The organism is Butyrivibrio sp. INlla16, from assembly GCF_900104155.1.
Taxonomy (GTDB): domain Bacteria; phylum Bacillota; class Clostridia; order Lachnospirales; family Lachnospiraceae; genus Butyrivibrio.
In genome coordinates, this window is sequence record NZ_FMYB01000043.1 from 1 (window position 1) to 23966 (window position 23966).

Here is a 23966-nt window from a genome sequence, read left to right on the forward strand (position 1 = left end):
ACAGCTATACCCAGGGCAATCCCAGACTCATCGACAACCTGATGACCGATGCCTTCGCCATCGGCTCACAGCGTAAATGCAAGGTCATCGATGCCGATATCATCCGTGATGCCGTTGAGAACCAGGCTCTGGATTGATGAAATTTTCAATGTACAAGGCTGTGACTGTTTAGTCATGGCCTTATTTCAAAAAGCATTCTGAATGCTCTCTGGAATAAAGCTATGACAGTGTGCGGTGTTCCCGCCAATATCCTGCGGTCAGGAATTATACCGCACGGTCAGGGAGTGGAAACTGCCGAAAACAATCAGCCGTTACCGCCTCCCACAATGTGCCGCCGGACATGCAGATTATCGGGACAAAAATATATCCGGATGAGCATATATCATAAATAATTTTGTCGGTCATTTATCATCACTTCCTTTTTACTTAGAAAATATACTTAGCTATTCATTTTTTCACTATTTCTTATCTTTTTTCTGTGGGACACCACGCACCAAATTACAATAATAATTCCTACCGCAATCAAGATAAACGGAAGAAGTGTTAATAAAACAGGTCCTAAAAAATATGGGATAAAGAGTTGAAAAATGAAGGCTATAATATGGAAATCAGCCGTCATTAAAAATACAAAAGAAGCAAGAATAATTATTCCGAAAATTAGTAGTACCCACCCAACAATTCTTTTTGTCATACTTTTCCTCCCCAAAACTTTTGATATGTACCATTTTAACCGGCACATATCTGCAATTATACTATCAGTCCTGCAAAATAGGAACAAATAAGCCCCTGGGAACTTAAAAGATAGGTCCAAATCAAGAAAAGCCTCTGATCACTGGCAGATATCAAATATTTAACAGTTCTTTAATAGAATATGCTAATAAATAGTCCTAAAATATATCAGAGGGGGTGTTTTAATTATGGGTAAACTTAGAAAAATTCTGTTTTCTTTATTCATCTTTTGCACTATTATTCTTGTGCCTATATCCGCCAAGGCTAAGATCAAACTCTCAATTACTGATATAAAAGTAGAAAATAATAAGGTATCACTTACGGTTCACGCCAATGCGAATGATGAATATTCTGTCTGGATGTCAATAACTAGTCTGGATGGGGAATGCAATGGTTTTTCCACTTATTTCTCCGATAGTTTGGATGATAGTAAAAGTGTTCGATTTGATATGACAAGTACTTTTAAGCAGCAGGGATTGTACGAAATCGACTGTGAACTGGCAGATGAGATAAACCAGTATGGAAGCCCTGGTGATACATTTGCCTGTGCAACAAAATACGTGCTTGTGACAATTGAAAACGGTTCCATCAGTATTGGTGATTATGATTATAGTACCAGGGCATACCAGGATGTTTCTCCTAAAGACAAAAAGACCATAAGTAAGCTTATGGGAAAGTTCTTTAAAAATGTTAAAGAATACAATTATCCTGGCATGATGAGCTGTTTAAAGAAAACTCCTAAATTTTCCACTGTAAAGGAAGTTTCAGCAAAAGGCTTCATAAGAAAAGCTCATAGGAGCCGTCTTAAATATGAAGTGAAATCCGTCAAAGTCAGCGAAAAAACTGCACAGGTAAAAGTATATATCGAGCATTACTATGCATCCGTACCTATACAGAGAGCAATGAAAAATGTGCTCAAAGAATATATACGGACAAGAAAAATCAGTTATCCTAAAATTTTGTCCGACATGAAGAAATACTACAAAAAAGATAAAACCCTGATAAACTACACGTTTACAATAAATCTGGTCAAAAATAAAGGTTCGTGGAAAATTAAAGAAATGAACAAAGCGCTCAGGGATGTTACTGATTGCGGAATCATGTCTTTGATAGACTATTATAAAAAACATCCTTCGGAGCTGATATTTTGATCCCTTCAAAACCATTAACTAAAGTTAAAAAAAGGCTGACAACTTTCATCAGTCGTCAGCCTTCAAACATTTTTCATATACCATATGGCCAGATTTTATCTGCCAGAGTCTGCCTGTTTTCTTTATCAGAGCGTTCTTCCATATGCATATCATGTCCGGAAAAGCTTATCTGTATAGCTTCAAGATCAAGCGTCATTTCCGCCCCATCTTTCATTCCGTAATCTATCAAATAAAATATGCCATCTTCCCTTAATTCAACATCTCTTACCGTATAATAGTCTACTTCAGCAGACAGTAACTCGCCGACTCCCACTAAGCCCGCGGCACCATCCTCATCTACAGCCCAATGCTGCTCCCATCCGCTTCCGGACCAGGTATAGAGTTCACAATTCGATGCTATTGGCCCTCCGGTCGAGTCAGTGATGTGCACTATCAGTATCTCGTCAACGTTATCGTAGTCAAAATCCCTAAATGAGATCAGTTCACCAGTGTTTGGATACATTGGATATGGAGCAGACACAAAACTGATTCCATTGCCAAAAGAAAAACTATATATACACCCATCCCCGGTATGCCCTATAACCCTTGAAATATGATCTGTCAGTCCATCCCCATCCAGGTCAATATCCTTGTATTTTTCAGGGAAAGCTTCTCCAAGATCCACTCCACCATTTTGCGCATATTCTTCATTTTGATTTACAGTACAGTTAAATAGAGCATCTGTTATGCTTTGATCCTTACAAAAGTCATAAACCTCGCTGGGTTTATATGTTCCTATTATGGCCGGTTTACTCTCATCCTCTTGATAAGGATCTTCCATTTCTGGTTCAGTCATCTCCTCTTCAATATTGGAATCAGACATGCTTTCATTATCTTCAGGAGCGGTGGAATCCACGTCTTCTGCAAGTTTTTCAGTATCAGCTGTAGCTGTTTCTTCCGAGTTATCACTAACAGTTTCTGTTGTTTCGCTGGATTCTGTGGGTGCCTCGGAACCTTCCACGCTGCTTCCTATACCACACCCGCTTATAGAGAGCACCAACAATGACGCAGCAGCCAGTTTCAGAAAAGATGTCCTTTTTTTCATATATACCCCCGTACAAATTATGATGAAATCTTATGCTCTCCTTAGAGCAATTATCCATAATAATTATTACTCATAAATTTCAAATACACCAGCGATAAGTATCAAATGACTAATCTTTTGTAACTTCTGTGTCTTTATTAAATGGTTTCCATTGTATGCCTGCCGGTTCGAGTATTTCCTCTGAAAATAGGGCTCTTTCCTCATCATCTGAGATTTTCTGAGGCTCCTGCCCCTCATAGGTAATTGTGATAACATCTTCATCATAATCGCCCGGATAAAAGATTTCCCATACCTTCTTGGCTCCATCCTTCGAATTAAAAGACTTCTGCATATCCATTGAACTCATTCAATTTGATAAATGAATAGATTATAGGGCCCTCTATCACGGCATCTTCATCCTCTAGCCCAACAACGATGTTTACTGAAAAGAAGGAATTATCATTTGAATCCTTAACCGATACTGCCTTGGCCTGTCTGTATCCTTCTTTTTGGGAGTATAGTCCTGAACCGATGAGCATCTTTTCAATCTCTTCTACTGTGTATGTCTCAATTCCAATCGTTGAGATAAAGATGGTTATCATAGTAGTCCCTTCGCCAGACCAGCATTCCAGAAAATAAGGACGTCTTCCGATCGCACCGCAATCCCATCCTATATTGATATCCCCGATATTATTAACCTTGGGCCAGTACCTTCGCTCATGGTCGATCATAGGATAGTAAAAATCTGCATTGTTCCGATAGTGCTGTAAAAATTCTACAGGTTTCATAGTTACAACCCTCTCTTCCCGAATCAGACAAGATACAATCACAGCAGTCTTTTATAGATATCAAGCATGCTCTCCATCTGGTACTTTAAAAGCCATGCTGCATTGTTATATTCAGTAGTATCTTTTATGGTCTTCAGCAAAACCGGATAATACTCTTCCGTTTCCTTTATCATTCTGTATATTCTGTCTCGGCTAAGCCCCCATGGCATTGTCGTGAGATTATTGCATCTATCCATACACTTAATGAGCGAAGCTTTAGGATTTCCTGAAATGGCTTCATAGTAGCTGCTTATGATCTCTTTACGGTTCTGGTCATTTGTTTTTTCACAGGACAACAGGCTTACCAGTCCTTTTATCTCATCGTCAACAGGAAGGTCATCCAGTTTTACAGAACAATCTTCAATTACATCATGCAGAAGGCAGGCTGCTATTACAGCATCATCCACTATTCCCATGGATAATGCATGACAGGCCAAATTCAGCGGGTGATAGATATACGGAATCGATGAATGCTTTCTGCTTTGTCCTTCATGGGCCTTTATCGCATAATCAACAGCTTTTAACGTATTGGGAAGCTTGAAATTCCTGGCGGTTGTCTTTACATAAGTCTTCATGTGCTCCCAATCGTAGATGGCTTCTTTTGTTTTAAATGCATTACTCTTTTCTTCAGCAATGGCAGAGACTGAGACATCAAAGAACTCTGCCAGTCTGATCAGTTTCTCAGTATCAGGCTTGTATTCATCTCTTTCCCACGACGATACGGCTTGAAAAGATACTCCAAGCGCATCTGCAACCTGCTCCTGAGTATATTTCCTGTCTTCTCTTAAGCCCTTTATATTACTACCTATGCCCATCTTTACCCTCCCTGCTATTTATGAGAGTTCTCTGCCTTACAGTTTAATGATACTTCTATATTCACTATTATTTTAGCGAGAACAGCTTTATGTTTCAATTAATTATTCAAGCTGTACTTGAGTTATAATTCGTGGTGAAAACGATATTTCATATGATGATCATTCCTGGCATAGGGGGCTGCCAGGCATAAAAACAGGCTCTATTCATGCTAAACACGAATAGAACCCGTTGTATCATTCGATCGAAGCTGATCATTGCCTTTGCAGCACATCCACAAGCGCTTTCATGTAGTCCGGGATATCCGGTGGTCTCCTTGCTGATACAATATTCCCGTCAACAACGCATGGCTCATCGAGCCAAATAGCGCCTGCATTTAAAAGATCGTCCCTTATACCAGGAGTACTTGTGACCTTACGTCCTGCTAAAATACCGGCAGAAGCAAGCACCCATCCTGCATGACATATCTGCCCGATGAGCTTGCTGTCATCATTCATCTCCCTTATTATCTGAAGGACATCCGGAAAACGCCTTAGCTTGTCAGGTGCCCAGCCGCCAGGGACGAGGATACCATCATAATCCTTTGAGTCAACGTCATGAAATGACAGGGATACTTCACACGGGACTCCGTACTTTCCATGATAAAGTCCCGGTTTTTCCGCTACCAAGTCAACCCTGAATCCCTCTTCCCTAAGGCGCATGACGGGACACCACAGTTCAAGATCCTCAAAATCATCGCTGACAAGCTGAAGTATCTTCTTCATAGGCTTCCTCCTTTTTTGTATCAGTTCGTACATGTTACATTGTTGACCAGTGCTTTATTGTGGTAACAGTTGTCACTACCGCAAGGACGACGATTTAATGTTCTCATCTCTCATTTCCTTCTTAAAACCATTATACATTTTCTTTCAGCTTTTTTTATAAATGTTTTATGCCCTTATCGCACAATGGTCACATTTAGAAGCTAATATTTTCAAAACAAGAAGTCTATTGTCAGCTTAAGAGGGAACAGTTATGGCAAAGATAATTCCATCTAATAAAAACGATCCAAAAATAATAGATACAATCGAATTCAATGGGAAATATACAGATACTGCTGCGCTTAGGCAAAAGTTTTTAATTGCAGGCGTTCTTTTCATAACCGCCGCGGTATTTGCCTGTATACAGTTTTTCCTATTCTGACAGGAAGTGATTTTTCATGAATTAAAAATTGGCAGCTATATGAAAAGGAGAGCGCCTATGAGTGATGAATTCAGAGAAAAAGCTATTGGAGTTATAGTAGAATTTGGTCACGGAAATGCCGATGAACTAAAGGCTCTTTCAGATAGTGACCTTCTGAAGAAGTACTGCGAGGTGACCGGAGAATCAGCCGATGATTACAAGGATGCTTAAAACCAGCCTGGGTTGCCACAGAAAATAGCGATTCAAGGTGATTAATTGGCGAGGCCAGACAACAGCAAGCCATGCCAACGCTCGTCATCATCTGGTCTCTGTGTTTTCCTATGTGGAGGCTGTTATTCGCTCCTTGTTATATTAATTCTATCTTGCTGTTACCTGATTTCCTAGTACCAAAGATAAGAAAAACAGCTGGTTTTGAAAGTAATCTCCAAATACACTTTCAAATTTACAGTCTGTTATCGCAATACCGTGCGATATGCTAAAAAGCAATTGTTTACAAAGATATTCTCCTAAGAATAAAATAAATGATAGTATCTCTAGTTTATGGATATAGCTCCGGTATACTGCATATCTCCCATGGAATGGGTTGGATGACCAGTGCAGATCCCGGAGCTTTCCCTTTTGCTTAGTCTATTATTTTTCTTCTGATGATCTTACAACAACCTTGCCGCTTTCCCTTTTTTCCCTGATCAGATAGGAAATCCCCATGAGAAGCTCGGCAAAAGCAACTCCAAATGACGTCAGATACATTACGGTGTTTTTACCACCGAGGAGCCATGCTATCCCCATCAGAAGAAAAGCACCTGCTATTGTAAATGCTGTCTCACACAACTTTTTATTTGCCATTATTTTTCCCTCCCAAAAAACTGATTTCATACAACTTCTTTAGTATACTCACCCTGATATCCCATAAAAATACCTTCTGTTGCGATATCATCAGATATATATTTCTAACCCGGCGATTTACAGAGATGTCTCGCAGGAGGATTTCACACATTTTACACAGATCTGTCACTTTCTCTTACGATTTTATCTGTATCATATAATCATAAAGAGAACAAAAAACATCTCTTAACCCCCTCATAAGAACACAAACTTTTCTTCATTAAAACCAGGCTGGAGCTTACGTGACAAAGCTCCAGCCTTCCTCATTAATCTGATAATACCCTGTAATGGATTATTGTTGCCGCAAGGAAAATAATTGATCCGGTTTATAAAACGAGCCCCTCAATATGAGGAGCTCATGCTTTTACTTTATGTGAATATCAGATGAAAGTTATTTGACCTTAACACTCTTTGGAGTACTCCAATTGGAATATACCTTTTTATTCAAAGTAGTATCTGGCAACAGTTTTCACGCTGTCGGAAGAGCTTTTCCAAATTCATCATTAAGGGTTTTTGCAAGTTCCTGGCAAGCAACTGCATCAAGTCCTGCCTTTGCCAGTTTCATTCTTGTATTCATCTCGAATGTTATCTGGTTTGAATTCTTGCACGCTTCAAGTACGGTCTTGGCATAGCTGCTGTTTGCTGCACCCAGTACCTTTTTTATCTGGGCAAGCGTAGGAATTTTTACAGCTCCTTTCTTGGGAGTAGCCTTAGGTGCTTTTTTCTCTTTCTTTTCAGGTGCGCTTTCCTTTTTTGCCGTATAGTCTGCCAGCTTATTTGTGATCATGGGCCTTCTCTTTCGAGGCTCTGATTCCTTCTTCGTCTCTCCTGCTTCAGACTTTGCTACATTTTCTGCTGTTTTTGCAGTCTGTTTTTTAGAAGGAGCTTTCTTCTCCTGTTTCTTTACTGCCTTCTCCTTGGTTGCAGCGGTCTTCTTCTCTTTTGTCTCAACTTCTATGTTTACCTTTTTGCGGGGCTGCCTTTTTGCAGAAGTCTTGATCCCTGTAAAAGGAGAAAGTCCTTTTATAAGAACAGCATCATCTGTATAGATTTCATATTCCTTTTCGGTTGCCGTGAGCTGACCTATGAGCATCGCCTGGGCAATGCGGAGCATGGTTTTTCCTTCTGCAGAACTATCCTTTATTTCAGGAAGGAGCTTTACCTCCATATTCCTTAACATCTCATTCTGATAAGCAGACACCGGTATCGAATCGTTTGCTGATGCTATGACAATAACCCTGTCCTTAGCAGTATCCTTACTATTTAACTTATCCGGGAAATAACCCTTGCTGAGAATTATGATATGTAACATGTATGCCTCCTGATAATCTGTGCCATACTCAATAGAACAGAATTTAAATATATAATTTCTAAAGAATATCTATAAAATACAATAGCATAAATTTGCACCAAGCCAAAGAATAACGTTCGATATTTATAAACTATTCTAGTTTATAAATCACAGCCAAAACTGTCATACAAAATGATTAGTAGCTCTTTTTTAAACTTTTCTTAAGAAACAAAAATACTATTGAAAGCAACTTTCCGTTATTGTAAGATACTCTCCTGCACATTTTTGAGAAAAGGAAGTAATAACGATATGGAAAACCAATTGTACTCTTACGAAGAAGCATGTGAACTGATTCAGGAGAAAGGGCTTAAGATGACCACTGACCGCTATGCAGACATTGATAAAGTCTGCAAATTTGGTGATCATGGTTCAATCCTGAATGTAAACACACTGTTATATAGCAGGTATCAGTTACATGCTACAGAAAAGGATTATAACTATATAAAAAGAATGGCTGATGCTGACAATCTTGCAATTGTTCTTAGAGAAACAGACGTGAATGAAATTGAGGAAATCATCTCAGGTTATGAAGAAGTTGGAAGTAAAGCTATTTTGTTCATCAAAAACGCTAACCGGATTTTGCAGATGAATGATACCCCTAAAAATCTGCCTCATGAGATCATCTTTTTTACAAATGAGAATCTGAGCTTTGTTCTTGACTGCCTCTGTGAGAACGCTGTATCCAAGACTAAACCCAAGCCAGTTGCTCCGATAATCAAGGCGACAAAAATAGTCGAGCCTGAGCTTACAGATGATGAGATAAAGAATATCTACCCCGAAGGTTGCACAGTTACTCATACCAAGTATGGCCAGGGTATCGTAAAATCTGTTTTTACAGGTAGGATCACAGTTGAATTTGCTGACTCTGTTGAAAAGATCCTTGGTGCAAAAATCTGCATAAAAAATAAGCTCCTGACAGTCGCCTGACAATGTGAACCCCTCCGGCTCTAGAAGTAGGAGGGGTTCATAAATATATTAATCCAAGTCATACCTTTTTATCTCACAGTTTTTTACGCCAAATGACGAGAACTCCTCGTTATCCATTTCCCTGAAATATGACTCCACGATTCTTGCAATACCATTATGCGCAACCAGGATATATGTCTTGTCGGATGCTTTGATGTCGTCCAGAAGGTTGTAAATCCTCTGAGCAAGCTGCAGCATGGATTCTCCCGAGCCAAACCTGCTTGCCATATCCTTTTTTGCTTCATGGAATTCTTTGCCATCCCTTGCAGTAGATTCATATTTTCCAAAATTCTGCTCGATGAGCCGTTCCTCTATCCTCATTGGGATTCCCGTAATCTCAGAGATGTGCCTTGCTGTTTCAGAAGCCCTTACCAGTGGAGATGTCAGTATCTCATCTGCCTTTATCCCCTGTTCAAGAATTTTTTCTGCTGTTTCCACCGCTTGCCGGTGTCCAAGATCCGTCAGCTCTATATCGGTAGCCCCGCATATCTTGTTCTCTACATTCCAGACCGTCTGACCGTGTCTGATAAAATAAAAATGTCCCATATATCACTCCATGATGTATTTTTTCATATTTTCAAAAACAATCTCATATGCATCCGGCCACATATGTATCCCATCTACTGAAAATTCTTCCCTGGTCTGACCGGTTTCATCGGTCAGGCCTTTGTTAACGTCTATGTATTCATATCCAAACTCTTCAGCGAGTTCTTTTACCGCTGAATTTGCCTTTTCAAGCCTTTCGAATCGAAGCCTCGCTGCCTTATCAGCATCAGGCCACGGCTGCTTTGAAGCAACAGATATGTTAACAGGATAGTATGCCATAAGATATACCCTTGTTTCCGGAAGTCTTTTACTGATCCCGCTAAGGACAGACCGGTAGTCAACTATCAGCATTTCCAAAGTTTCATCCTCCCGGCTAAGATCATTTGTTCCAATGTTAATGAATATCTTTCCGGGCTCAAGGTCAAATATCTGCTCATCCATGGCACCAAGCATCTCCGGGATCGTATATCCGCCAATCCCGCGATTGTATATTATTTTGTCTATGCTCTGTGTCATTGCGATCTCATTGATCGGGAACTGTTCCATCAGGGATGAGCCGGTAAACAGGATCTGCCCCTTTACCACCTGTCTGTTAAGGCGCCTGTATCTTTCGAGCTTTTCATCTTTTTGCCTTTGGAACATGTTTTTCATGAATTCTTCCATCTTTTATCAACTCTCCTAACCTACCACGGAATCCTTGGTGTAGGAAGTCCTCCGGCAACCTCCGGGCAAACCGGAATAACTTCATGACCTTTGATATACTCAGCGACTTTCTCATTAATCAACTAGAAACTCTTTCGTAATTCCCATATAAAAAATAAATCCGCATGAAGCTGCAACGCCCATATTTACTGCGTTTCTAATTGGCGCGCATTGTATGAATTGAACCTACCATTCAACTGCCGCCAATTAATGGACCGTTAACCCCGGTCATTTCCTTAGGCCACGGCTGCCATCTCCTCGTTAATCAGGTCCTCACTTTCAGCCATTGCCTTAAGTGTCATTTCAAGAAGCTTATCAAGCTCCCATCCTAGCCGTTCCGCTCCGCGCTCAATCACTTCTCTTGAGCAACCTGCAGCGAAGCCCTTGCTCTTATACTTTTTCTTAAGAGACTTAAGCTCCATGTCTTTTGTACTCTTTGAAGGTCTCATTAGTGCTGCAGCCCATATAAGACCTGTAAGCTCGTCAGCAGCAAAAAGAACTTTCTCCATCTCGTGAACCGGCTCCACATCTATAGTCACGCCGCATCCGACAGTGATTCCATAACCATGCGAACATACAGCATGAATGATATCCTCGCTGACTCCGCCCTCTCTTAAAAGTTCCGGCGCCTTTAAGCAATGTTCCTCAGGATATAATTCAAAATCAATATCGTGAAGAAGTCCGACAATTCCCCAATACTCAGCATCATCAGCATATCCAAGCTCTTTTGCATACCACTTCATTACAGCCTCCACTGTCAGTGAATGCTGGATATGAAATGGATCCTCGTTATACTTTTTCAGTAACTCAAATGCTTCATCTCTTTTAATCATACGTATCCTCAAACCTTTCTATTATCGTGTCATTTATATAAGCCGTGTAGCGTTATAGCCTCCTTAAGTTTAATCCGGCTGCTGTCAGTCATGCGCCTTCCAGGCACATTCTGTTATCTGCATAGCACCTTATATATGCTTTTTCACAAAACCTTCTATTATTCTCTCATTTTTAGGTAAAAAGAACCCGGCTACAGGGCCAACAAGCAACACGCAAACTATTGTTCCAATTCCAAGAGTTCCGCCCAGCATAAATCCCACGATAGCAAAAGCACCATCTACAAGTAATCTTATTATGCTAAACTTTTTGTTCGTCTTATCTGAAATAACTACTGCCACCAGATCATTGGGCCCCGTTCCGGCATCTGATTTTATTACTATGGTCATTCCATATGCCAGTATCACACAACCCAGGATCAACATAAGAATCCTTATGGCAATCGCTGTATTTTCCGATAGTACGAGGCCTAATATCCAGGTGAAAAAGTCTATTATAGGTCCTCCGCAGACCATGCAGAGAACCGTTCCGATTTTTATATAACTCCTGTCAACCAGAAGCAATACAATTATAATGAATAGCGAAATAGCCATATGTGTTCTGCCATGGGTCAGTACGCCTGATGAAGTAAAAACAGATATTCTGTGATATAACCCTTGGACAAATACGTTAAACGGATCTGCTCCCATATCTGACAAAAGGAAAAGTGTTACACCCAAATGCGCTATAGCCAGTCCAATCATCAGTATGATAGCCCTGATGATCCATTCTTTTGTTCCTCTTTTCATCTTATTTACTCCATCCCCCTTGCTTTCCATTCCTTCAATAGCCTCTGTTCTTATCAACGACATGCTTTAGTGGCATACCCTCTGCCCACGTTTACGACATAGGCTCCATCCGGTAATAATTGAATCCTCTCTTTAGACAATATGCCTTTTGTATCAGCAGTTTCAGGAAGACACATTATCAGAAGATCTGTCTCCGGTAATATCTCATCCAGATGGTCTATACTGAGTATGCGGTCAAAAGACGGTTCCCCGCAAATACCGCTTCTGCATACTCCTGTTAAGCTCGCAGGCTCAAAAGAATGCACTCTTTGCGCAAATGTACACCCTATATCACCTGTGCCAAGCACGGTTATACGGCTACCCTTGAGAGACTTTTGGGGCATTTTATTGCCCCATTCACCGGAAACTGACTTCCTGTAAATAACATTCATCTGACGCATAAGCATTAGGCTTACCATTATCATGTGCTCAGCTATGCTAACTCCATATGCCCCTGCAGAATTTGTAATTATGCAGTCTTCATTTGCAAAAACTCCCGGCTTAAGGAGATAGTCAACACCAGCTGATGGAACGCATAGCCATTTAAGGTTTTTGTTCTTTGCTATAGTCCTCATAGCGAAACCATAGATAACTTCTGCATCTACAAAATCATCCGGTATTTGGTCCTCTGAATCAGTAAAACATACTCTGGCTTTTATCTTGTCAGTCGTCTCCTTGATTTGTTCTTTATGTGATTCTTTCAACTCATTATTAACTACAAGTACTTTCATGATTCTCCAGTCCTATAAGCATTTTCTTTATTGGATTTATTACATACTCGCGCGATATATAGCAAGCATAGCTTCTTCATTAAGCACCTTCGCAGATCCCATTTCTCCGCCAACTCCTATCGCACATTTCTTTGCCATAAGCTCCAGATCACCATCATTGGGCTTCACTCCAAGCTCGCGAAGATTGGTAGGCATGTTGATGCTCCTGTAAAACTCTTCCATTGCCTCTATGCCACGAAGCGCGATCTCTTCATCGGAGCCTGAATCTTCCACCTCCATAACATTGATGGCAAACTTTTTAAATCTGGGCAGGCAGTCTTTATATACATATCTTGCCCAGCTTCCCCAGATGGCTGCAAGTCCTGCACCATGGGCTACATCATATAGGCCTCCAAGCTCATGTTCCAGCTTATGGGTCATCCAGTCTCCACCATCATTACCACAGCCTGTAAGACCATTGTGTGCAAGACTACCTGCCCACATAACTTCTGCCCGGGCATCGTAGTTCTGCGGATCTTTACAAAGAATTAGCGCATTCTTTTTTACAGTACGAAGTAATCCTTCAGCTAATGAATCCGTAAGCCCCATGTTTCCGCCATTTGTGAAATATCTCTCCATTGTATGCATCATGATATCTGTACAACCGCAGGCAGTCTGATAATCAGGAAGTGTCATGGTTAGTTCAGGGTTCATGATTGCAAATCTCGGACGGGAATAATCGCTGCTGTATCCGCGCTTTACAAGCCCTTCCTCCTTAGTTATAACCGAGGAATCGCTCATTTCACTTCCTGTCGCAGCGATTGTCAGGATAACCCCCAGCGGAAGGCATCCCTTAGCTTCTTTCTTATAATCATACAGATCCCATACATCACCGTCATTAACCACGCCATAGCCAATTGCCTTTGCTGAGTCTATAGCGCTTCCGCCACCTACAGCCAGAAGGAAATCCACGTTTTCTTTTTTACATAGTTCTATACCCTCGTAAACAAGCCCAAGATGAGGATTTGGTACAGCTCCGCCAAGCGTTACATAGCTTATTTCGGCTGCATCCAGGCAGTCTGTCACGCGCTTTAATAGGCCGGAACGTACAACGCTACCGCCACCATAGTGGATTAGAATCTTCTTTCCACCGAATTCTTTTATCAGCTCCGCAGCCTTATTCTCTGTTCCTTTACCAAATACAACTTTTGTAGGTGTGTAGTAATTGAAATCAAACATTTTGTACTCCTTTCCATTAGTTAATCAATACTATCAATACTCAATCTCATTGTATATTTCTACCGGTTCAGAACCTTCAGTCATTCCGCCCAGGATTTGGAAAGTCTCTGTGAAATGTTCTGTTGCCTCATGTGCTTTGAGCGCGACCTGATCTCTCCAACACTCAATAAAAGCAAATTTCTGCTCATCTTCTACACTCTGGTTCAATGTGTAGAAGATATTTGCTTCCTCTGCATTTGATTTCTTTATAAGATCTTCTGCAGTCTTTTTGAACTCATCAATCTTATCTTTCTTTACCGTAAGTCTTGCTACTACTTTAAGCATTTGACACCTCCTAAATACATTTTTAGTATCCGATTTCTTTGAATACCTTGTCCATAAGTTCTGCGTTCTTTATTGAAAACTTTGATGTTACAAGTGGAGTCTCCTCTCCGTTTATGCATCTGCACATCTGGGCTATCTCCAGCGAATAATTCTGCGGAATACTTACCTTTCTCTCAATAACCCCATCTTGTGCATATATCCGGTAACTTGCTTCACCCTGCTGGTTATATTCCACCTCTGATCTGATTGCTCCTTTGCTGCCATGAATGTAGAGTCTGTCATATCTGGCATTAGTATCTTCACCCAGAATCATTCCTACATTGAATGCAGCCCTGGCTCCGTTTTCAAAACGGATTATTCCCGATGTCATAGCATCCACTCCAAGATCAGTAAACTCTGCACTGGCTTTCACATAGTCAGGTTTAGAATCTATAAGTGTCAGGATCATTGTTGTGCAGTAGCAGCCCAGATCATACATCGCGCCACCGCCAAGGTCCTTATGTAACCTTATGTCTTCTTTATATCCTTGAGTAACAAAGGCCGTCTCAATGTAATCAACATCACCAATGGTACCTTCATCTATGTCTTTCTTCAGGCTCTCCACATATGGACTGTGCAGATAAGCATAGGCTTCCATCAGATGCACACCATTATTAGTGGCTACGTCAAACATTTCTTTTGCTTCATCTGCATTGAGAGCAAGAGGCTTCTCGCATATAACATGCTTGCCTGCATTCAGGGCTTCCTTTACCCATTTAAGATGCAGGTTATTGGGAAGCGGGATATAAACTGCCTGTACATCCTTATCTGCAATTAGTTCTTCATAACTCCCATATGCTTTCTGAAAACCAAATTCTTCTTTAAAACCTTCTGCCTTTTCGAGGCTCCTTCCTGCTATGGCATATAGTTCACAATCCTCTGCCAGTTTCATTCCCGGTATCGTGCACCACCTTGCGATATTGGCTGTCCCCAATACGCCCCATTTTATTTTTGACATGCCATCTACGCTCCTTTCCTTATTTCACGCCATCTACTAAATTCCAACTAATAATACATATCAAACCCCGTCTCAAGGGTTGTTGCATATGTCTTTTACCCTCTTCATGAATAATCTCCCTACCCTTTCTTATACATGGATTCACAAGCAAATGAGTATCCAAAAACCTCTTGCATGCATTTAAATTGCTTTGTATTATATTGTACATCTTTAAGTTAACTTTAGCTCAAGTTTGTTTTATAAAATATTCCTAGAATTAATAGGTTTTTCGACTGATTGAGGATACCTTATGGCCAGGATACTGAATCTGCTTATCGTTATATTAGAGTTTATATCATATTCAAAAATCCTTAAGGACAGGCGTTTCCTTAAAGGCTTTATATTCTACACTCAGATATCCAATTTCCTTACCCTGATATCTTCATTTATGCTGGTTATTTTCGGACAGAAAGACTATGTTGAGGTATTCAGGCTGATGACAGTTACCATGATGTGTATGACCTTCTTCGTTACTACATTTATTCTGGTACCAATGTCCAAAATGGTGAAAGAGCTGCTTTTTTCAGGTACAGGTCTTTACCACCATCTTATAATCCCCATTCTCACTACAATATCTTATATTTTTGCTGAAGACAGGGCTTCCTATAAGTGGATTATTCTTCCGGCGCTGTTCACTCTGACATACGGACTTGTCATGGTATATCTCAATGGTACCGATAGAGTCGATGGTCCCTATCCATTTTTCAAAGTAAAAGAGCTTGGCGCCAAAAAGACTGTTATTTGGATGACTTCTCTTTTTATAGTTGTGGGTCTTATCTCTGCCGCAGTGTCCTATCGAAAGCCTGCACAGACTGACATAAAATATATCTTCGTTCACGGTCTTGCCGGTTGGGGAAGCTATGATACCAGAAATGAATTCATACCATACTGGGGGCTCACAGGTGGAAGCATTATTAGATACCTGAACAATCATGGCTACGAAAGCTACGCTGCGTCCGTAGATCCTACAGGAAGTGCATGGGACAGGGCCTGTGAACTATATGCCCAGCTTACAGGAACCAGAGTCGACTATGGTGCTGCCCATAGCAAAGCTGCAGGACATGAACGTTTCGGAAAGGACTTTTCGGGGAAGGCACTTATAAAAAATTTCGAATCATCAAAAATTGCTCTTATAGGCCACTCTTTTGGTGGTGCTACCATAAGGCTGTTTTCCGAGATACTGAAAAATGGATCTGATGAAGAACTCAGTTACACAGATGAAGCAGACCTGTCACCATTTTTCAAAGGTGGGAATGGCGATAATCTGCTTGCCATAGTTACTCTGGCAGCACCTACAAACGGAACTACCGCCTATGACCTTTATGAAGATGAAAACTTCGATCTGACATCTATATATATTCCAGAGGAATATGAAAAAAATAGTGATTTTGTATCAAAAGGAACAAAAGCTGTTCAGGACGGAAGAGAATCCTATGACTATGCTTCCTATGACATGCATATTGACAATGCCCTGGCACTGAATGAAAAAATAACGACCTTTGATGATGTTTATTACTTTGCATACCCATGCTATTCAACAGTTCAAAACGCTGACGGAAGTATATCTCCTGATCCAACTATTACTGAGAACATTTTCATGAAAGGCGCCACTTACATGAGCTATTATACCGGCACTACAAAGGGTGGCGTTACCATTGATGAATCCTGGCAGCCAAACGATGGTCTGGTAAATACCATTTCAGCTGGAGCTCCCATAGGCGCGCCTAGCATTGAATATAGTGAGGGTATTACAATCATTCCAGGCCAATGGTACATCATGCCGGCATACCATGGTGACCACATGTCACTTCAAGGTGGTCTTACTAAAAGAAATAATGTAAAGATATTCTACCATGAACTTGTAAAACTGATTGCCAAATCCTCTTCCCAGGCCCTTGCCACTTCAAACGGAGTGCGTCCCATCTGCTTGGCAACTTCTTTCATAAACTCATTTCGTATCCCGGTAGAATCGATAAACGAACACTCCTGAGTATCCTTATCTCCGTAAAGATGAGCATAACTCATCCGGCAATTAAAATATATCTTTTTATCCTTCGGATATCAACAGTATTGGTAAAAAGTTTTCATATATTTATTAATAATTATTTGTTGTAACTCATAAGTTTTTCTAATAACTGATCAGGCGTATCTGCAGAAATACCATACTTGTCTTCGCAGTCTTTAAAATTAGCGTGATAAGTGATGGAACCATTGTCGTCAATTCTGGCACCAAACCGTAGATAAACAGCATTGCCCTCATAGGCTTTCTCAATCTTCTTCATGTTTCCAACAGCCGTGTTGATATCCTCCATTACACTGCTGGCCCATTTGCTATCTCCGTTTGCAATTATACTAAGAGCATCATTGGATATAAGCACATTAAATTTTGTGGAGAAACGCCACATACTTGCACCTGTATATATATTATGAGGATGTTCATCAAGGCCTTTCCCATAAAAGTTGAAACTGGTCTGATGTTTATCATCAGAATGAAGAGCTTCAAGGAAGTCAAGCGCTGTAAACTGCTTGGAAACAGGATTATTGAATCTGCTTGCTACCTTGTCTGTATTGTCTAAGCGCCATTGTCTTTTTAACTGAAATGCTTCATTATACAATTCATTTGCTCTTTTCCTGGCTGATTCTGACCAGTCAAATGAGTATCCACCAAATACTTTTCCTTGTTTTTTGAGTTCGTCAAACTCTTTTTGAGAGATATTATAGTAATACTTGTACTCGATATCTGCTGCACCTTCTTCATGCGGAAGCTCCACGCAGGCATCCAGGTGCATTACAGAACGCCTTGCCTGATCTTCCAGATCCATAATTTTACTGTAGAGCTCAGGATTAGACATTCGAAGCATCTCTGACTCACTTATCCGATAGTTACCAAGGTGATCATGGTTGTAATTGTTTTTTAAGCGCGCTGATTCATTTTCCCAGTCTTCTCTTGGACTTGTCGTACCTGCATATTTATATGGCTGAGTAGCTTCTATGGTATTTGTGGCGGATGCATTGTTTTCAGCATAAATCTGTGCTTCTTTAGATAATTCTACTGAACATGCGTCATTTTGCTTTGAGGAAACTGTGGCAGAATCTGACGTCTTATTAGTCTGGACATTATCTGAAGATGAAGCTTTATCTATCCCGCTATCATTAAGTACTTTTGATGAATCAGAATCAATTGTTGATCCTTTCAGGTATGCAGCCATATCTCTCTTGATAATATCTGTGTCAACATTTTTATTTACATTATAATTGATATGCACAGTCTCACGGTTAAGTCCCTGAGTGAGGGACAAATCATTTTTTCCATATGTCTGATAAAGAAAACTAGCATAGTCATACATAGCCATAGCAAATACCTCCGATTAAATGCATGTTGATCACTATTCAATTGAGAGCATATTCTCTCGTTTCATTTATCGGCATAAAAGGGAAATTTCTTTATATCCTAAGCATTGCTATATTTCCATACACTTTTCATTTGTGATACCAAAGAATCAACATCCCAATGCTTGCTGCTATTTTTAGGACTGTTAGGATCGTTCACTATTATTTTTCCGTCTGCATCAATGCCAGTTAGCACAATAAAATGACCTGTCTTAGTAAAATCCCCGGGTGCCATTGAACAGATCATTGGCGCCTTACTGGATAAATTAGCCAAGATGTAATCCGAGGAAACATCGCCGGAAACTACATTTAATCCATAGTGTTTGGCACCTTCTGTCATTATAGACCAGGATGTACCTTCGCCATATGTGTAAAAACCTTCATTTGATGCATACGTTGCAACAACAAATGGATTAAGCTCCGAATCATTCTTAAGGCCGCATGCCACCATAGCTAAACAAGTAGGCCCGCAACCGGCAACGCCTACATAATTTGCGCCATAGTTTCTATATCCCCATCGCTTGTCCCACTGAATAAAAAGTGGAATATCAGATGCAGCCATTTCCTTTGAGACATCCATATCTAAATCTTTATCAACGTATTCCGTGAAATTTTGGACGTATTCTCTTGCTTCCGGATATTTTTCACCGAACTCGATTACATTTTCCGGAACATCACTATGAGTATCTTGATTTAAAAAATTATAGCCGCTAAATCCTAACCCAACCAGAAGTAATACAACCAATGTAAAAGCCAAAGCAGGCTTTCTCGTAGAGCTTTGCTTTTTCCCATTTTTACAAGTGTAACTGTCAGTTTCAGGATCATGGTCCATGTTTTCACGTTTGCTGATATCGTTCTTAAACTTTCTCGCTTTTGACAGTTCATAATTCTGTGGTTTTATATATCCAGTCTGATCGTTACTTTCAATGAATACATGTCTAAATAAAAACGCCTTTTTCTCATCAATTGTTTCAGGCACATCATCTTCAAATATGGACGCTATTAACTTCCAGAATCTATTCTGTGGATGCCCATAGAAAAAACACGCTTCCCTGGATTTCACAGAGGGAAAGCTTCCCAAAATCAGCACTTTTGAACTTTCATCATAAACAGGTGGTATAGGATGTATTATCATTTTCCGTTCTCCATACTTTTATCCTGTAATCAGGAATACCAACTATCTTCGCTGCCTCTGTGAAATAGTCCTCTCGATTTCCCCTTATTGCAGTTACCTTATACTTCGCCATAAGTTCATGTAAATACTGCAAAGTTTCAACCGTATCTGTTGTATCCGAGACAAAATCACCAAGCAGGAAGAACTCTGTAATACCTCTGTTTAGTCATTGTGTGAGACTATACTCCTTCCTTTGCCTCATAAACCCATCACTTACTTTTCACCTGAGTCTAATCGTATCTCATCGTCCCCATGCTTACCACCGCTTCATATTATTCTGAAATTTCTCTGCCCTGTGATTTGTACTATTTTCTGTCACTACGAAGTGCGAGGCCCCTTTCGCATATTCTTTGTTCTTATCATTACTTGTTTGTTAGGAAAGCTGTTATTTCTTCTTGGGTTGGCATTACAGAAAGTGCACCTTTTCTGGTGGTTATAATAGATGCCGCAGCGTTTGCAAACGACAGGCATTCAAATAATCCGTCTTTTGTCAGATTATCAAGTCCGTTTCTGTGGATGTAATCTATGGCACAGGCACAGAAGGTATCGCCTGCTCCTGTAGTCTCTATAGTAGCAGAATTTCTGTACCCGTCTTTTTTGATCACCATATCTTTGTAAAGAGCTATACTTCCTTCAGGTCCAAGTGTGGCAAACACGATTGGAATACCAAAGTCTCTCTTTATTTTCCTTGCTCCTGCCTCTATATCCTTAAGGCCTGTAAAAAGCTCAATCTCATTATCTGAAATTTTCAGGATATCACAGTTTTCAAAGCCATATTTCATAGCATCTATTGCATCGTCTACGTTCTTCCATAAAGGTTCTCTGTAATTTGGATCAAAAGATATGACTGCTCCGCTCTCTTTAGCTATTGTAACAGCTCTGACAGTTGCCTCTTTTGCAGGTTCGTCTGTCATTGACAGTGTTCCAAGATGAAATACATCTGCATTCCTGATAAGATCAGCATTCTTCTCAACATCCTCTGCTGTCAGCATCATGTCTGCTCCGGGCTTTCTGTAAAAAGAAAAATCTCTGTCTCCATTTGGAAGCTTGTTTACAAATGCAAGGGTAGTATTTACCTCCTCGTCAAAGACAAGTCCGGTAGAGTCTATACCCTGCTTTTCAATTCTCTCTTTTAACATTCTCCCAAAAAAGTCGTTTCCAACCTTGCCGATAAAAGCTGTGCTGTTGCCTAAATTCTGAAGCATTGACAGCACATTACAGGGTGCTCCGCCTGGATTAGCCTCAAATAAAGGATTTCCCTGGTTGCTGTCTCCGCTTCCTGTAAAATCGATAAGCAACTCCCCCAGCGCAACTACATCTTTTTTCATAAGTTATTTCCTCTCAAGCTCATACATAGTAACATCCATAAGAAGTTCTCCAACTGCCTTAAAACTGATACCTTCAGCTCTGACATCTGTAAGGATTACCATAGACATTACCTGCTGTCCATTATTGATGAAGAGCTCCATGCTGTATCTGTCAAGAACAAGTCTAAGTGAAATCTCACCCTTATTTCCTGCAACCTTACATCTTCTCTGATGAACAATGGCTCTTCTGCTTCCTGAATGCTTTCTGTCTATCTTAACAATATTGTCAACAGGATCATATTCAATCGTTGAATAAGCCTTGCCATTATCAGCAAAACGAATTTCAAATTTTTTATATGAAAGTTCTGCCTGTGTAGATCTGACTCTTACTGTCATATCTACGCATCTGCCCTCAATACTTGAAAGTGAAGCACTATCAGAAATAAGTACATTCTGTCTGCTGATTCTTTTGCCGTAATAATTCTCTATCTCTCTGGCAGGCCACTGAATAAGTCTGTTATCCTTAATAGTTATTTCCCTTGGAATACTCATCTGGCCAAACCATGGGAAGTCATCGCGCCTGATTCCGCATGTATCCCAGTTCTGCATCCAGCCGATCATGACTCTTCGTCCATCAGGAGTCTTGATTGTCTGTGGCGCATAAAAATCAATACCATAGTCAACAGCCTGACAGTTTTCTTCGCAGAATTCTCCATTTTCATCGATACTTCCTATCACACACAAGGTTCCGTTTCCGTTGTGGAACTCAAGCTCTTCAGGGAGCATATCCTGCGGGCTTGTGAGAAGGACCTGTTTACCATCGTGGTTAAAGTAATCAGGGCACTCCCACATTACACCGAATCTGTGGTTGTTCTTGATAACAGTCTTATCATAGGACCAGTTAATACCGTCATCACTTACAAACTGTAATATCTGTCCATCGATATCCTCAGTTTTATTGCCAACTACTATGTAATATTTGCCATTTTCACGCCATACCTTAGGGTCTCTGAAGTCATATTTGCCGGCGCCCTCAGGAAGCATAGTACTGTCAATTACAGGATTATTGGCATACTTCTCATAATCCTTGCCGTCACCAAAAGCAGCACACTGGGTCTGAACCTCTCTGATGTTGCCATCTTCATCTTCCATTTTCTGAACTCCTGTGTACACCAGAAGTTGTCTGCCATCTTCCATTTCAATGGCACTACCTGAAAAGCAACCGTTCTTGTCATATTCCATATCAGGAGCTATAGCAGCAGGATAATATTCCCATGTGATCAGATCCTTACTAACCGCATGTCCCCAGTGCATAGGTCCCCATACTGTCTCATATGGATAATACTGGTAAAAGAGATGGTATTCACCCTTATAAAGGCTAAAACCGTTAGGATCATTCATCCATCCACATCTTGGTGTCAGATGAAAAAGAGGCCTCATTTCAGGGGCAATCATCTTTTCCTTTTTCTCTTCATATTCACGTGCCTTGTTTAACTTATCACTCATTTCTATCCTCACTTACCGTAAATCATTACATTTTCTGCCAAAGCATCTGTAAGCTCAATTTCCCAATCCGCTCCCACAGCTGCATAAATTCTGTTTGACAGAGCTTTTATTCCATCTGCATAAATAACTACAATATCTTTTTCAACCACAACATCTATATGATATTTGGTTCCGCTTTCCAGCCTGATCGGCTGATTGTTAGGAAAAGCATTAAAAGATATATTATCATCCTGATTGTCGATGCTAAGCTTGTATTCTTCTCCGCTCTCAGGATTACTAAACACCAGGTCCATTCTGCCGGCTTCTTCCATATCAAGGTCAAAAGAGAGGTGACAAGTTTCCGGCACCTTCCCTAGATCCAGCACATTATTTTCAGAAGTGGCATTTAACAGTTCTTTTGTGAAATATTCATTATATTGATCAGGCATGCATACCCCAAGTCTGCCGTCTGATAATTGTCTAAGTTCATATACCAGGACACTTCCTGCCCATGTATACTTCAGGCTGTCTTTTTCTCTTTTTTTGCGGTCCAGAAAGCCTATAAGATACCTCTTACCCTTGTATTCACAAGACTTGGCTGCATAGAAACCATCCCCATCGAAAGTATCAATCTCCTCTTTTTCCCATGGTCCAAAGAAATTATCCGAAACTCTGTAATAGACCACGTTGTTCCAACTAAATACCAGATAATACTTATTTCCCATTTGGAAAACATCCGGGCATTCCATAAAATACAGATCCCGACTGGTATAGAAATCTCCCTTAAAAGTCCAGTTCTCTAAATCCTGTGACTCGTAATATACTATAGCGCTCTCGTTTTCTTTTCTTGCTCCCACAAGCATCAGATAGCCATCATCGGTTCTGTAAACCTGCGGATCACGAAAATCGTTTGTACTATACCCTTTTGGTGCATGAATTATATTGTCATAGTCTTTGGTAAAGCTTTTGTTATCTTTACTTGTAGCATGTAACACACACTCTTTATCAAGTCCATATGTGTCGTAGTAATCATTATGACCTGTGTAGAAACAGTGATAGTTTCCCTGGTCATCCCTGATAAATGATCCTGTTCCTACCGCAAGATCCTGTATTTCTGAATCCTCTGCAAAAGGAAGAACTTCTCCTTTATCCTCAAAGCTTAAAAAATCCTTGGTATAAAAACGGTGAATGGGATGATAGCCCACACCGTTATGATCTGTTTCATATAAATAATTCAGATATACTCCATTTTCCTCTGAAAGAGCCATTACATCTCCAACATAACTGTCCTCAGCCCTTGGAAAAAGAGTATCTGCATTTTGGCTATCAGCACATCCTGTGAGCATACAAGCAAGAAGTGCTGCAATTATGGCAACTTTTCTTTTCATTTTTTAAAAAAGGGAGGAGAAAATCTCCTCCCTGCCTTTCCGG

Annotated in this window: 26 protein-coding genes and 2 pseudogenes; 5 read left to right on the plus strand and 23 right to left on the minus strand. The window is 40.4% G+C overall.

The genetic code is table 11. The annotated features are described in order from the left end of the window. Positions 1–439: 439 nt before the first annotated feature. Positions 440–691, minus strand: a complete 252-nt coding sequence (locus BLR42_RS16660) for a hypothetical protein (RefSeq protein ID WP_091871488.1) — start codon at positions 689–691, stop codon at positions 440–442. 226 nt (positions 692–917) lie between these two features. Between BLR42_RS16660 and BLR42_RS16665 the strand changes: the two genes are divergently transcribed. Continuing rightward, a complete protein-coding gene (locus BLR42_RS16665; RefSeq protein ID WP_091871490.1) occupies positions 918–1880 on the plus strand; it encodes a hypothetical protein in 963 nt (320 codons plus the stop codon). A gap of 73 nt (positions 1881–1953) precedes the next feature. On the opposite strand, the gene BLR42_RS16670 is transcribed toward BLR42_RS16665, so the two are convergent. The 5 genes from BLR42_RS16670 to BLR42_RS16690 form a co-directional block, all read right to left on the minus strand. Continuing rightward, the gene (locus BLR42_RS16670) at positions 1954–2964 is read right to left on the minus strand and encodes a hypothetical protein (RefSeq protein ID WP_091871493.1); all 1011 of its coding nucleotides are present in this window, start codon (positions 2962–2964) and stop codon (positions 1954–1956) included. Between the two features lie 109 nt (positions 2965–3073). Next, positions 3074–3295 (minus strand): hypothetical protein, encoded by a 222-nt coding sequence (locus BLR42_RS16675; RefSeq protein ID WP_091871496.1) that lies wholly within the window; start codon positions 3293–3295, stop codon positions 3074–3076. Further along, positions 3279–3731, minus strand: a complete 453-nt coding sequence (locus BLR42_RS16680; protein ID WP_091871499.1) for a hypothetical protein — start codon at positions 3729–3731, stop codon at positions 3279–3281. The genes BLR42_RS16675 and BLR42_RS16680 overlap by 17 nt, the downstream gene beginning before the upstream one ends. Before the next feature lie 38 nt (positions 3732–3769). Continuing rightward, entirely contained in the window at positions 3770–4585 is an 816-nt protein-coding gene (locus BLR42_RS16685) for a helix-turn-helix domain-containing protein (RefSeq protein ID WP_091871501.1), read from the minus strand. A 252-nt stretch (positions 4586–4837) separates the two neighbouring features. Next, positions 4838–5347, minus strand: coding sequence for a type 1 glutamine amidotransferase domain-containing protein (locus tag BLR42_RS16690; RefSeq protein ID WP_091871504.1), 510 nt, complete (start codon positions 5345–5347; stop codon positions 4838–4840). A gap of 250 nt (positions 5348–5597) precedes the next feature. Here BLR42_RS16690 and BLR42_RS22920 point away from each other — a divergent pair, with 250 nt between their 5' ends. After that, positions 5598–5765 carry a hypothetical protein gene (locus BLR42_RS22920; RefSeq protein WP_170832838.1) on the plus strand — a complete coding sequence of 56 codons (168 nt, stop codon included), beginning with the start codon at positions 5598–5600 and terminating at the stop codon, positions 5763–5765. A 57-nt stretch (positions 5766–5822) separates the two neighbouring features. Continuing rightward, positions 5823–5975 carry a hypothetical protein gene (locus BLR42_RS22925; RefSeq protein ID WP_170832839.1) on the plus strand — a complete coding sequence of 51 codons (153 nt, stop codon included), beginning with the start codon at positions 5823–5825 and terminating at the stop codon, positions 5973–5975. 420 nt (positions 5976–6395) lie between these two features. Here BLR42_RS22925 and BLR42_RS16695 read toward each other — a convergent pair whose 3' ends face one another. Continuing rightward, positions 6396–6608, minus strand: a complete 213-nt coding sequence (locus BLR42_RS16695) for a hypothetical protein (protein ID WP_091871506.1) — start codon at positions 6606–6608, stop codon at positions 6396–6398. A 508-nt stretch (positions 6609–7116) separates the two neighbouring features. Further along, the gene (locus tag BLR42_RS16700; RefSeq protein ID WP_091871507.1) at positions 7117–7959 is read right to left on the minus strand and encodes a hypothetical protein; all 843 of its coding nucleotides are present in this window, start codon (positions 7957–7959) and stop codon (positions 7117–7119) included. Between the two features lie 288 nt (positions 7960–8247). On the opposite strand from BLR42_RS16700, the gene BLR42_RS16705 reads away from it, so the two are divergent. Then, positions 8248–8925 carry a hypothetical protein gene (locus tag BLR42_RS16705; protein ID WP_091871510.1) on the plus strand — a complete coding sequence of 226 codons (678 nt, stop codon included), beginning with the start codon at positions 8248–8250 and terminating at the stop codon, positions 8923–8925. A gap of 48 nt (positions 8926–8973) precedes the next feature. On the opposite strand, the gene BLR42_RS16710 is transcribed toward BLR42_RS16705, so the two are convergent. The 9 genes and pseudogenes from BLR42_RS16710 to BLR42_RS16750 all read right to left on the minus strand — a co-directional run bounded on the left by BLR42_RS16710 (position 8974) and on the right by BLR42_RS16750 (position 15140). After that, positions 8974–9510: a histidine phosphatase family protein gene (locus BLR42_RS16710; RefSeq protein ID WP_091871513.1), complete on the minus strand. Its 537-nt coding sequence runs from the start codon at positions 9508–9510 to the stop codon at positions 8974–8976. A gap of 3 nt (positions 9511–9513) precedes the next feature. Then, positions 9514–10173 (minus strand): GDSL-type esterase/lipase family protein, encoded by a 660-nt coding sequence (locus BLR42_RS16715; RefSeq protein ID WP_091871515.1) that lies wholly within the window; start codon positions 10171–10173, stop codon positions 9514–9516. A 26-nt stretch (positions 10174–10199) separates the two neighbouring features. Then, positions 10200–10289, minus strand: a pseudogene (locus BLR42_RS16720) (DUF523 domain-containing protein); the annotation flags it as partial. A 159-nt stretch (positions 10290–10448) separates the two neighbouring features. Further along, the gene (locus BLR42_RS16725) at positions 10449–11051 is read right to left on the minus strand and encodes an HDIG domain-containing metalloprotein (protein WP_091871577.1); all 603 of its coding nucleotides are present in this window, start codon (positions 11049–11051) and stop codon (positions 10449–10451) included. A 123-nt stretch (positions 11052–11174) separates the two neighbouring features. Beyond that, positions 11175–11831 carry a YczE/YyaS/YitT family protein gene (locus BLR42_RS16730; protein ID WP_091871580.1) on the minus strand — a complete coding sequence of 219 codons (657 nt, stop codon included), beginning with the start codon at positions 11829–11831 and terminating at the stop codon, positions 11175–11177. A gap of 53 nt (positions 11832–11884) precedes the next feature. Beyond that, positions 11885–12601 (minus strand): NAD(P)-dependent oxidoreductase, encoded by a 717-nt coding sequence (locus tag BLR42_RS16735; RefSeq protein WP_091871517.1) that lies wholly within the window; start codon positions 12599–12601, stop codon positions 11885–11887. A gap of 39 nt (positions 12602–12640) precedes the next feature. Continuing rightward, complete coding sequence (locus tag BLR42_RS16740; protein ID WP_091871519.1) at positions 12641–13819, minus strand: iron-containing alcohol dehydrogenase; 1179 nt, start codon at positions 13817–13819, stop codon at positions 12641–12643. 33 nt (positions 13820–13852) lie between these two features. Continuing rightward, positions 13853–14143: a putative quinol monooxygenase gene (locus tag BLR42_RS16745; RefSeq protein WP_091871522.1), complete on the minus strand. Its 291-nt coding sequence runs from the start codon at positions 14141–14143 to the stop codon at positions 13853–13855. Between the two features lie 22 nt (positions 14144–14165). Further along, positions 14166–15140, minus strand: coding sequence for a Gfo/Idh/MocA family protein (locus BLR42_RS16750; RefSeq protein ID WP_091871525.1), 975 nt, complete (start codon positions 15138–15140; stop codon positions 14166–14168). A 289-nt stretch (positions 15141–15429) separates the two neighbouring features. Here BLR42_RS16750 and BLR42_RS16755 point away from each other — a divergent pair, with 289 nt between their 5' ends. Continuing rightward, entirely contained in the window at positions 15430–17169 is a 1740-nt protein-coding gene (locus BLR42_RS16755) for an esterase/lipase family protein (RefSeq protein ID WP_091871527.1), read from the plus strand. 112 nt (positions 17170–17281) lie between these two features. Here BLR42_RS16755 and BLR42_RS16760 read toward each other — a convergent pair whose 3' ends face one another. The 6 genes and pseudogenes from BLR42_RS16760 to BLR42_RS16780 all read right to left on the minus strand — a co-directional run bounded on the left by BLR42_RS16760 (position 17282) and on the right by BLR42_RS16780 (position 23923). Continuing rightward, entirely contained in the window at positions 17282–18532 is a 1251-nt protein-coding gene (locus BLR42_RS16760; RefSeq protein WP_091871530.1) for a DUF6033 family protein, read from the minus strand. Between the two features lie 98 nt (positions 18533–18630). Beyond that, complete coding sequence (locus tag BLR42_RS23985; protein ID WP_334292771.1) at positions 18631–19401, minus strand: C39 family peptidase; 771 nt, start codon at positions 19399–19401, stop codon at positions 18631–18633. A gap of 111 nt (positions 19402–19512) precedes the next feature. After that, a pseudogene (locus tag BLR42_RS24115) lies at positions 19513–19704 on the minus strand (DNA-deoxyinosine glycosylase); the annotation flags it as partial. 401 nt (positions 19705–20105) lie between these two features. Next, positions 20106–21071, minus strand: a complete 966-nt coding sequence (locus BLR42_RS16770; protein ID WP_091871535.1) for a carbohydrate kinase family protein — start codon at positions 21069–21071, stop codon at positions 20106–20108. Between the two features lie 3 nt (positions 21072–21074). Beyond that, the gene (locus BLR42_RS16775) at positions 21075–22556 is read right to left on the minus strand and encodes a glycoside hydrolase family 32 protein (RefSeq protein ID WP_091871538.1); all 1482 of its coding nucleotides are present in this window, start codon (positions 22554–22556) and stop codon (positions 21075–21077) included. Positions 22557–22564: 8 nt separating this feature from the next. Then, the gene (locus BLR42_RS16780) at positions 22565–23923 is read right to left on the minus strand and encodes a glycoside hydrolase family protein (RefSeq protein ID WP_091871540.1); all 1359 of its coding nucleotides are present in this window, start codon (positions 23921–23923) and stop codon (positions 22565–22567) included. Positions 23924–23966: the final 43 nt, after the last annotated feature.

Bases quoted from the DNA above. Each gene is read 5' to 3' on its own strand.
- BLR42_RS16660 (WP_091871488.1), bottom strand. From the start codon at position 691: ATGACAAAAAGAATTGTTGGGTGGGTACTACTAATTTTCGGAATAATT.
- BLR42_RS16665 (WP_091871490.1), top strand. From the start codon at position 918: ATGGGTAAACTTAGAAAAATTCTGTTTTCTTTATTCATCTTTTGCACT.
- BLR42_RS16670 (WP_091871493.1), bottom strand. From the start codon at position 2,964: ATGAAAAAAAGGACATCTTTTCTGAAACTGGCTGCTGCGTCATTGTTG.
- BLR42_RS16675 (WP_091871496.1), bottom strand. From the start codon at position 3,295: ATGCAGAAGTCTTTTAATTCGAAGGATGGAGCCAAGAAGGTATGGGAA.
- BLR42_RS16680 (WP_091871499.1), bottom strand. From the start codon at position 3,731: ATGAAACCTGTAGAATTTTTACAGCACTATCGGAACAATGCAGATTTT.
- BLR42_RS16685 (WP_091871501.1), bottom strand. From the start codon at position 4,585: ATGGGCATAGGTAGTAATATAAAGGGCTTAAGAGAAGACAGGAAATAT.
- BLR42_RS16690 (WP_091871504.1), bottom strand. From the start codon at position 5,347: ATGAAGAAGATACTTCAGCTTGTCAGCGATGATTTTGAGGATCTTGAA.
- BLR42_RS22920 (WP_170832838.1), top strand. From the start codon at position 5,598: ATGGCAAAGATAATTCCATCTAATAAAAACGATCCAAAAATAATAGAT.
- BLR42_RS22925 (WP_170832839.1), top strand. From the start codon at position 5,823: ATGAGTGATGAATTCAGAGAAAAAGCTATTGGAGTTATAGTAGAATTT.
- BLR42_RS16695 (WP_091871506.1), bottom strand. From the start codon at position 6,608: ATGGCAAATAAAAAGTTGTGTGAGACAGCATTTACAATAGCAGGTGCT.
- BLR42_RS16700 (WP_091871507.1), bottom strand. From the start codon at position 7,959: ATGTTACATATCATAATTCTCAGCAAGGGTTATTTCCCGGATAAGTTA.
- BLR42_RS16705 (WP_091871510.1), top strand. From the start codon at position 8,248: ATGGAAAACCAATTGTACTCTTACGAAGAAGCATGTGAACTGATTCAG.
- BLR42_RS16710 (WP_091871513.1), bottom strand. From the start codon at position 9,510: ATGGGACATTTTTATTTTATCAGACACGGTCAGACGGTCTGGAATGTA.
- BLR42_RS16715 (WP_091871515.1), bottom strand. From the start codon at position 10,173: ATGGAAGAATTCATGAAAAACATGTTCCAAAGGCAAAAAGATGAAAAG.
- BLR42_RS16730 (WP_091871580.1), bottom strand. From the start codon at position 11,831: ATGAAAAGAGGAACAAAAGAATGGATCATCAGGGCTATCATACTGATG.
- BLR42_RS16735 (WP_091871517.1), bottom strand. From the start codon at position 12,601: ATGAAAGTACTTGTAGTTAATAATGAGTTGAAAGAATCACATAAAGAA.
- BLR42_RS16740 (WP_091871519.1), bottom strand. From the start codon at position 13,819: ATGTTTGATTTCAATTACTACACACCTACAAAAGTTGTATTTGGTAAA.
- BLR42_RS16745 (WP_091871522.1), bottom strand. From the start codon at position 14,143: ATGCTTAAAGTAGTAGCAAGACTTACGGTAAAGAAAGATAAGATTGAT.
- BLR42_RS16750 (WP_091871525.1), bottom strand. From the start codon at position 15,140: ATGTCAAAAATAAAATGGGGCGTATTGGGGACAGCCAATATCGCAAGG.
- BLR42_RS16755 (WP_091871527.1), top strand. From the start codon at position 15,430: ATGGCCAGGATACTGAATCTGCTTATCGTTATATTAGAGTTTATATCA.
- BLR42_RS16760 (WP_091871530.1), bottom strand. From the start codon at position 18,532: ATGGCTATGTATGACTATGCTAGTTTTCTTTATCAGACATATGGAAAA.
- BLR42_RS23985 (WP_334292771.1), bottom strand. From the start codon at position 19,401: ATGGACCATGATCCTGAAACTGACAGTTACACTTGTAAAAATGGGAAA.
- BLR42_RS16770 (WP_091871535.1), bottom strand. From the start codon at position 21,071: ATGAAAAAAGATGTAGTTGCGCTGGGGGAGTTGCTTATCGATTTTACA.
- BLR42_RS16775 (WP_091871538.1), bottom strand. From the start codon at position 22,556: ATGAGTGATAAGTTAAACAAGGCACGTGAATATGAAGAGAAAAAGGAA.
- BLR42_RS16780 (WP_091871540.1), bottom strand. From the start codon at position 23,923: ATGAAAAGAAAAGTTGCCATAATTGCAGCACTTCTTGCTTGTATGCTC.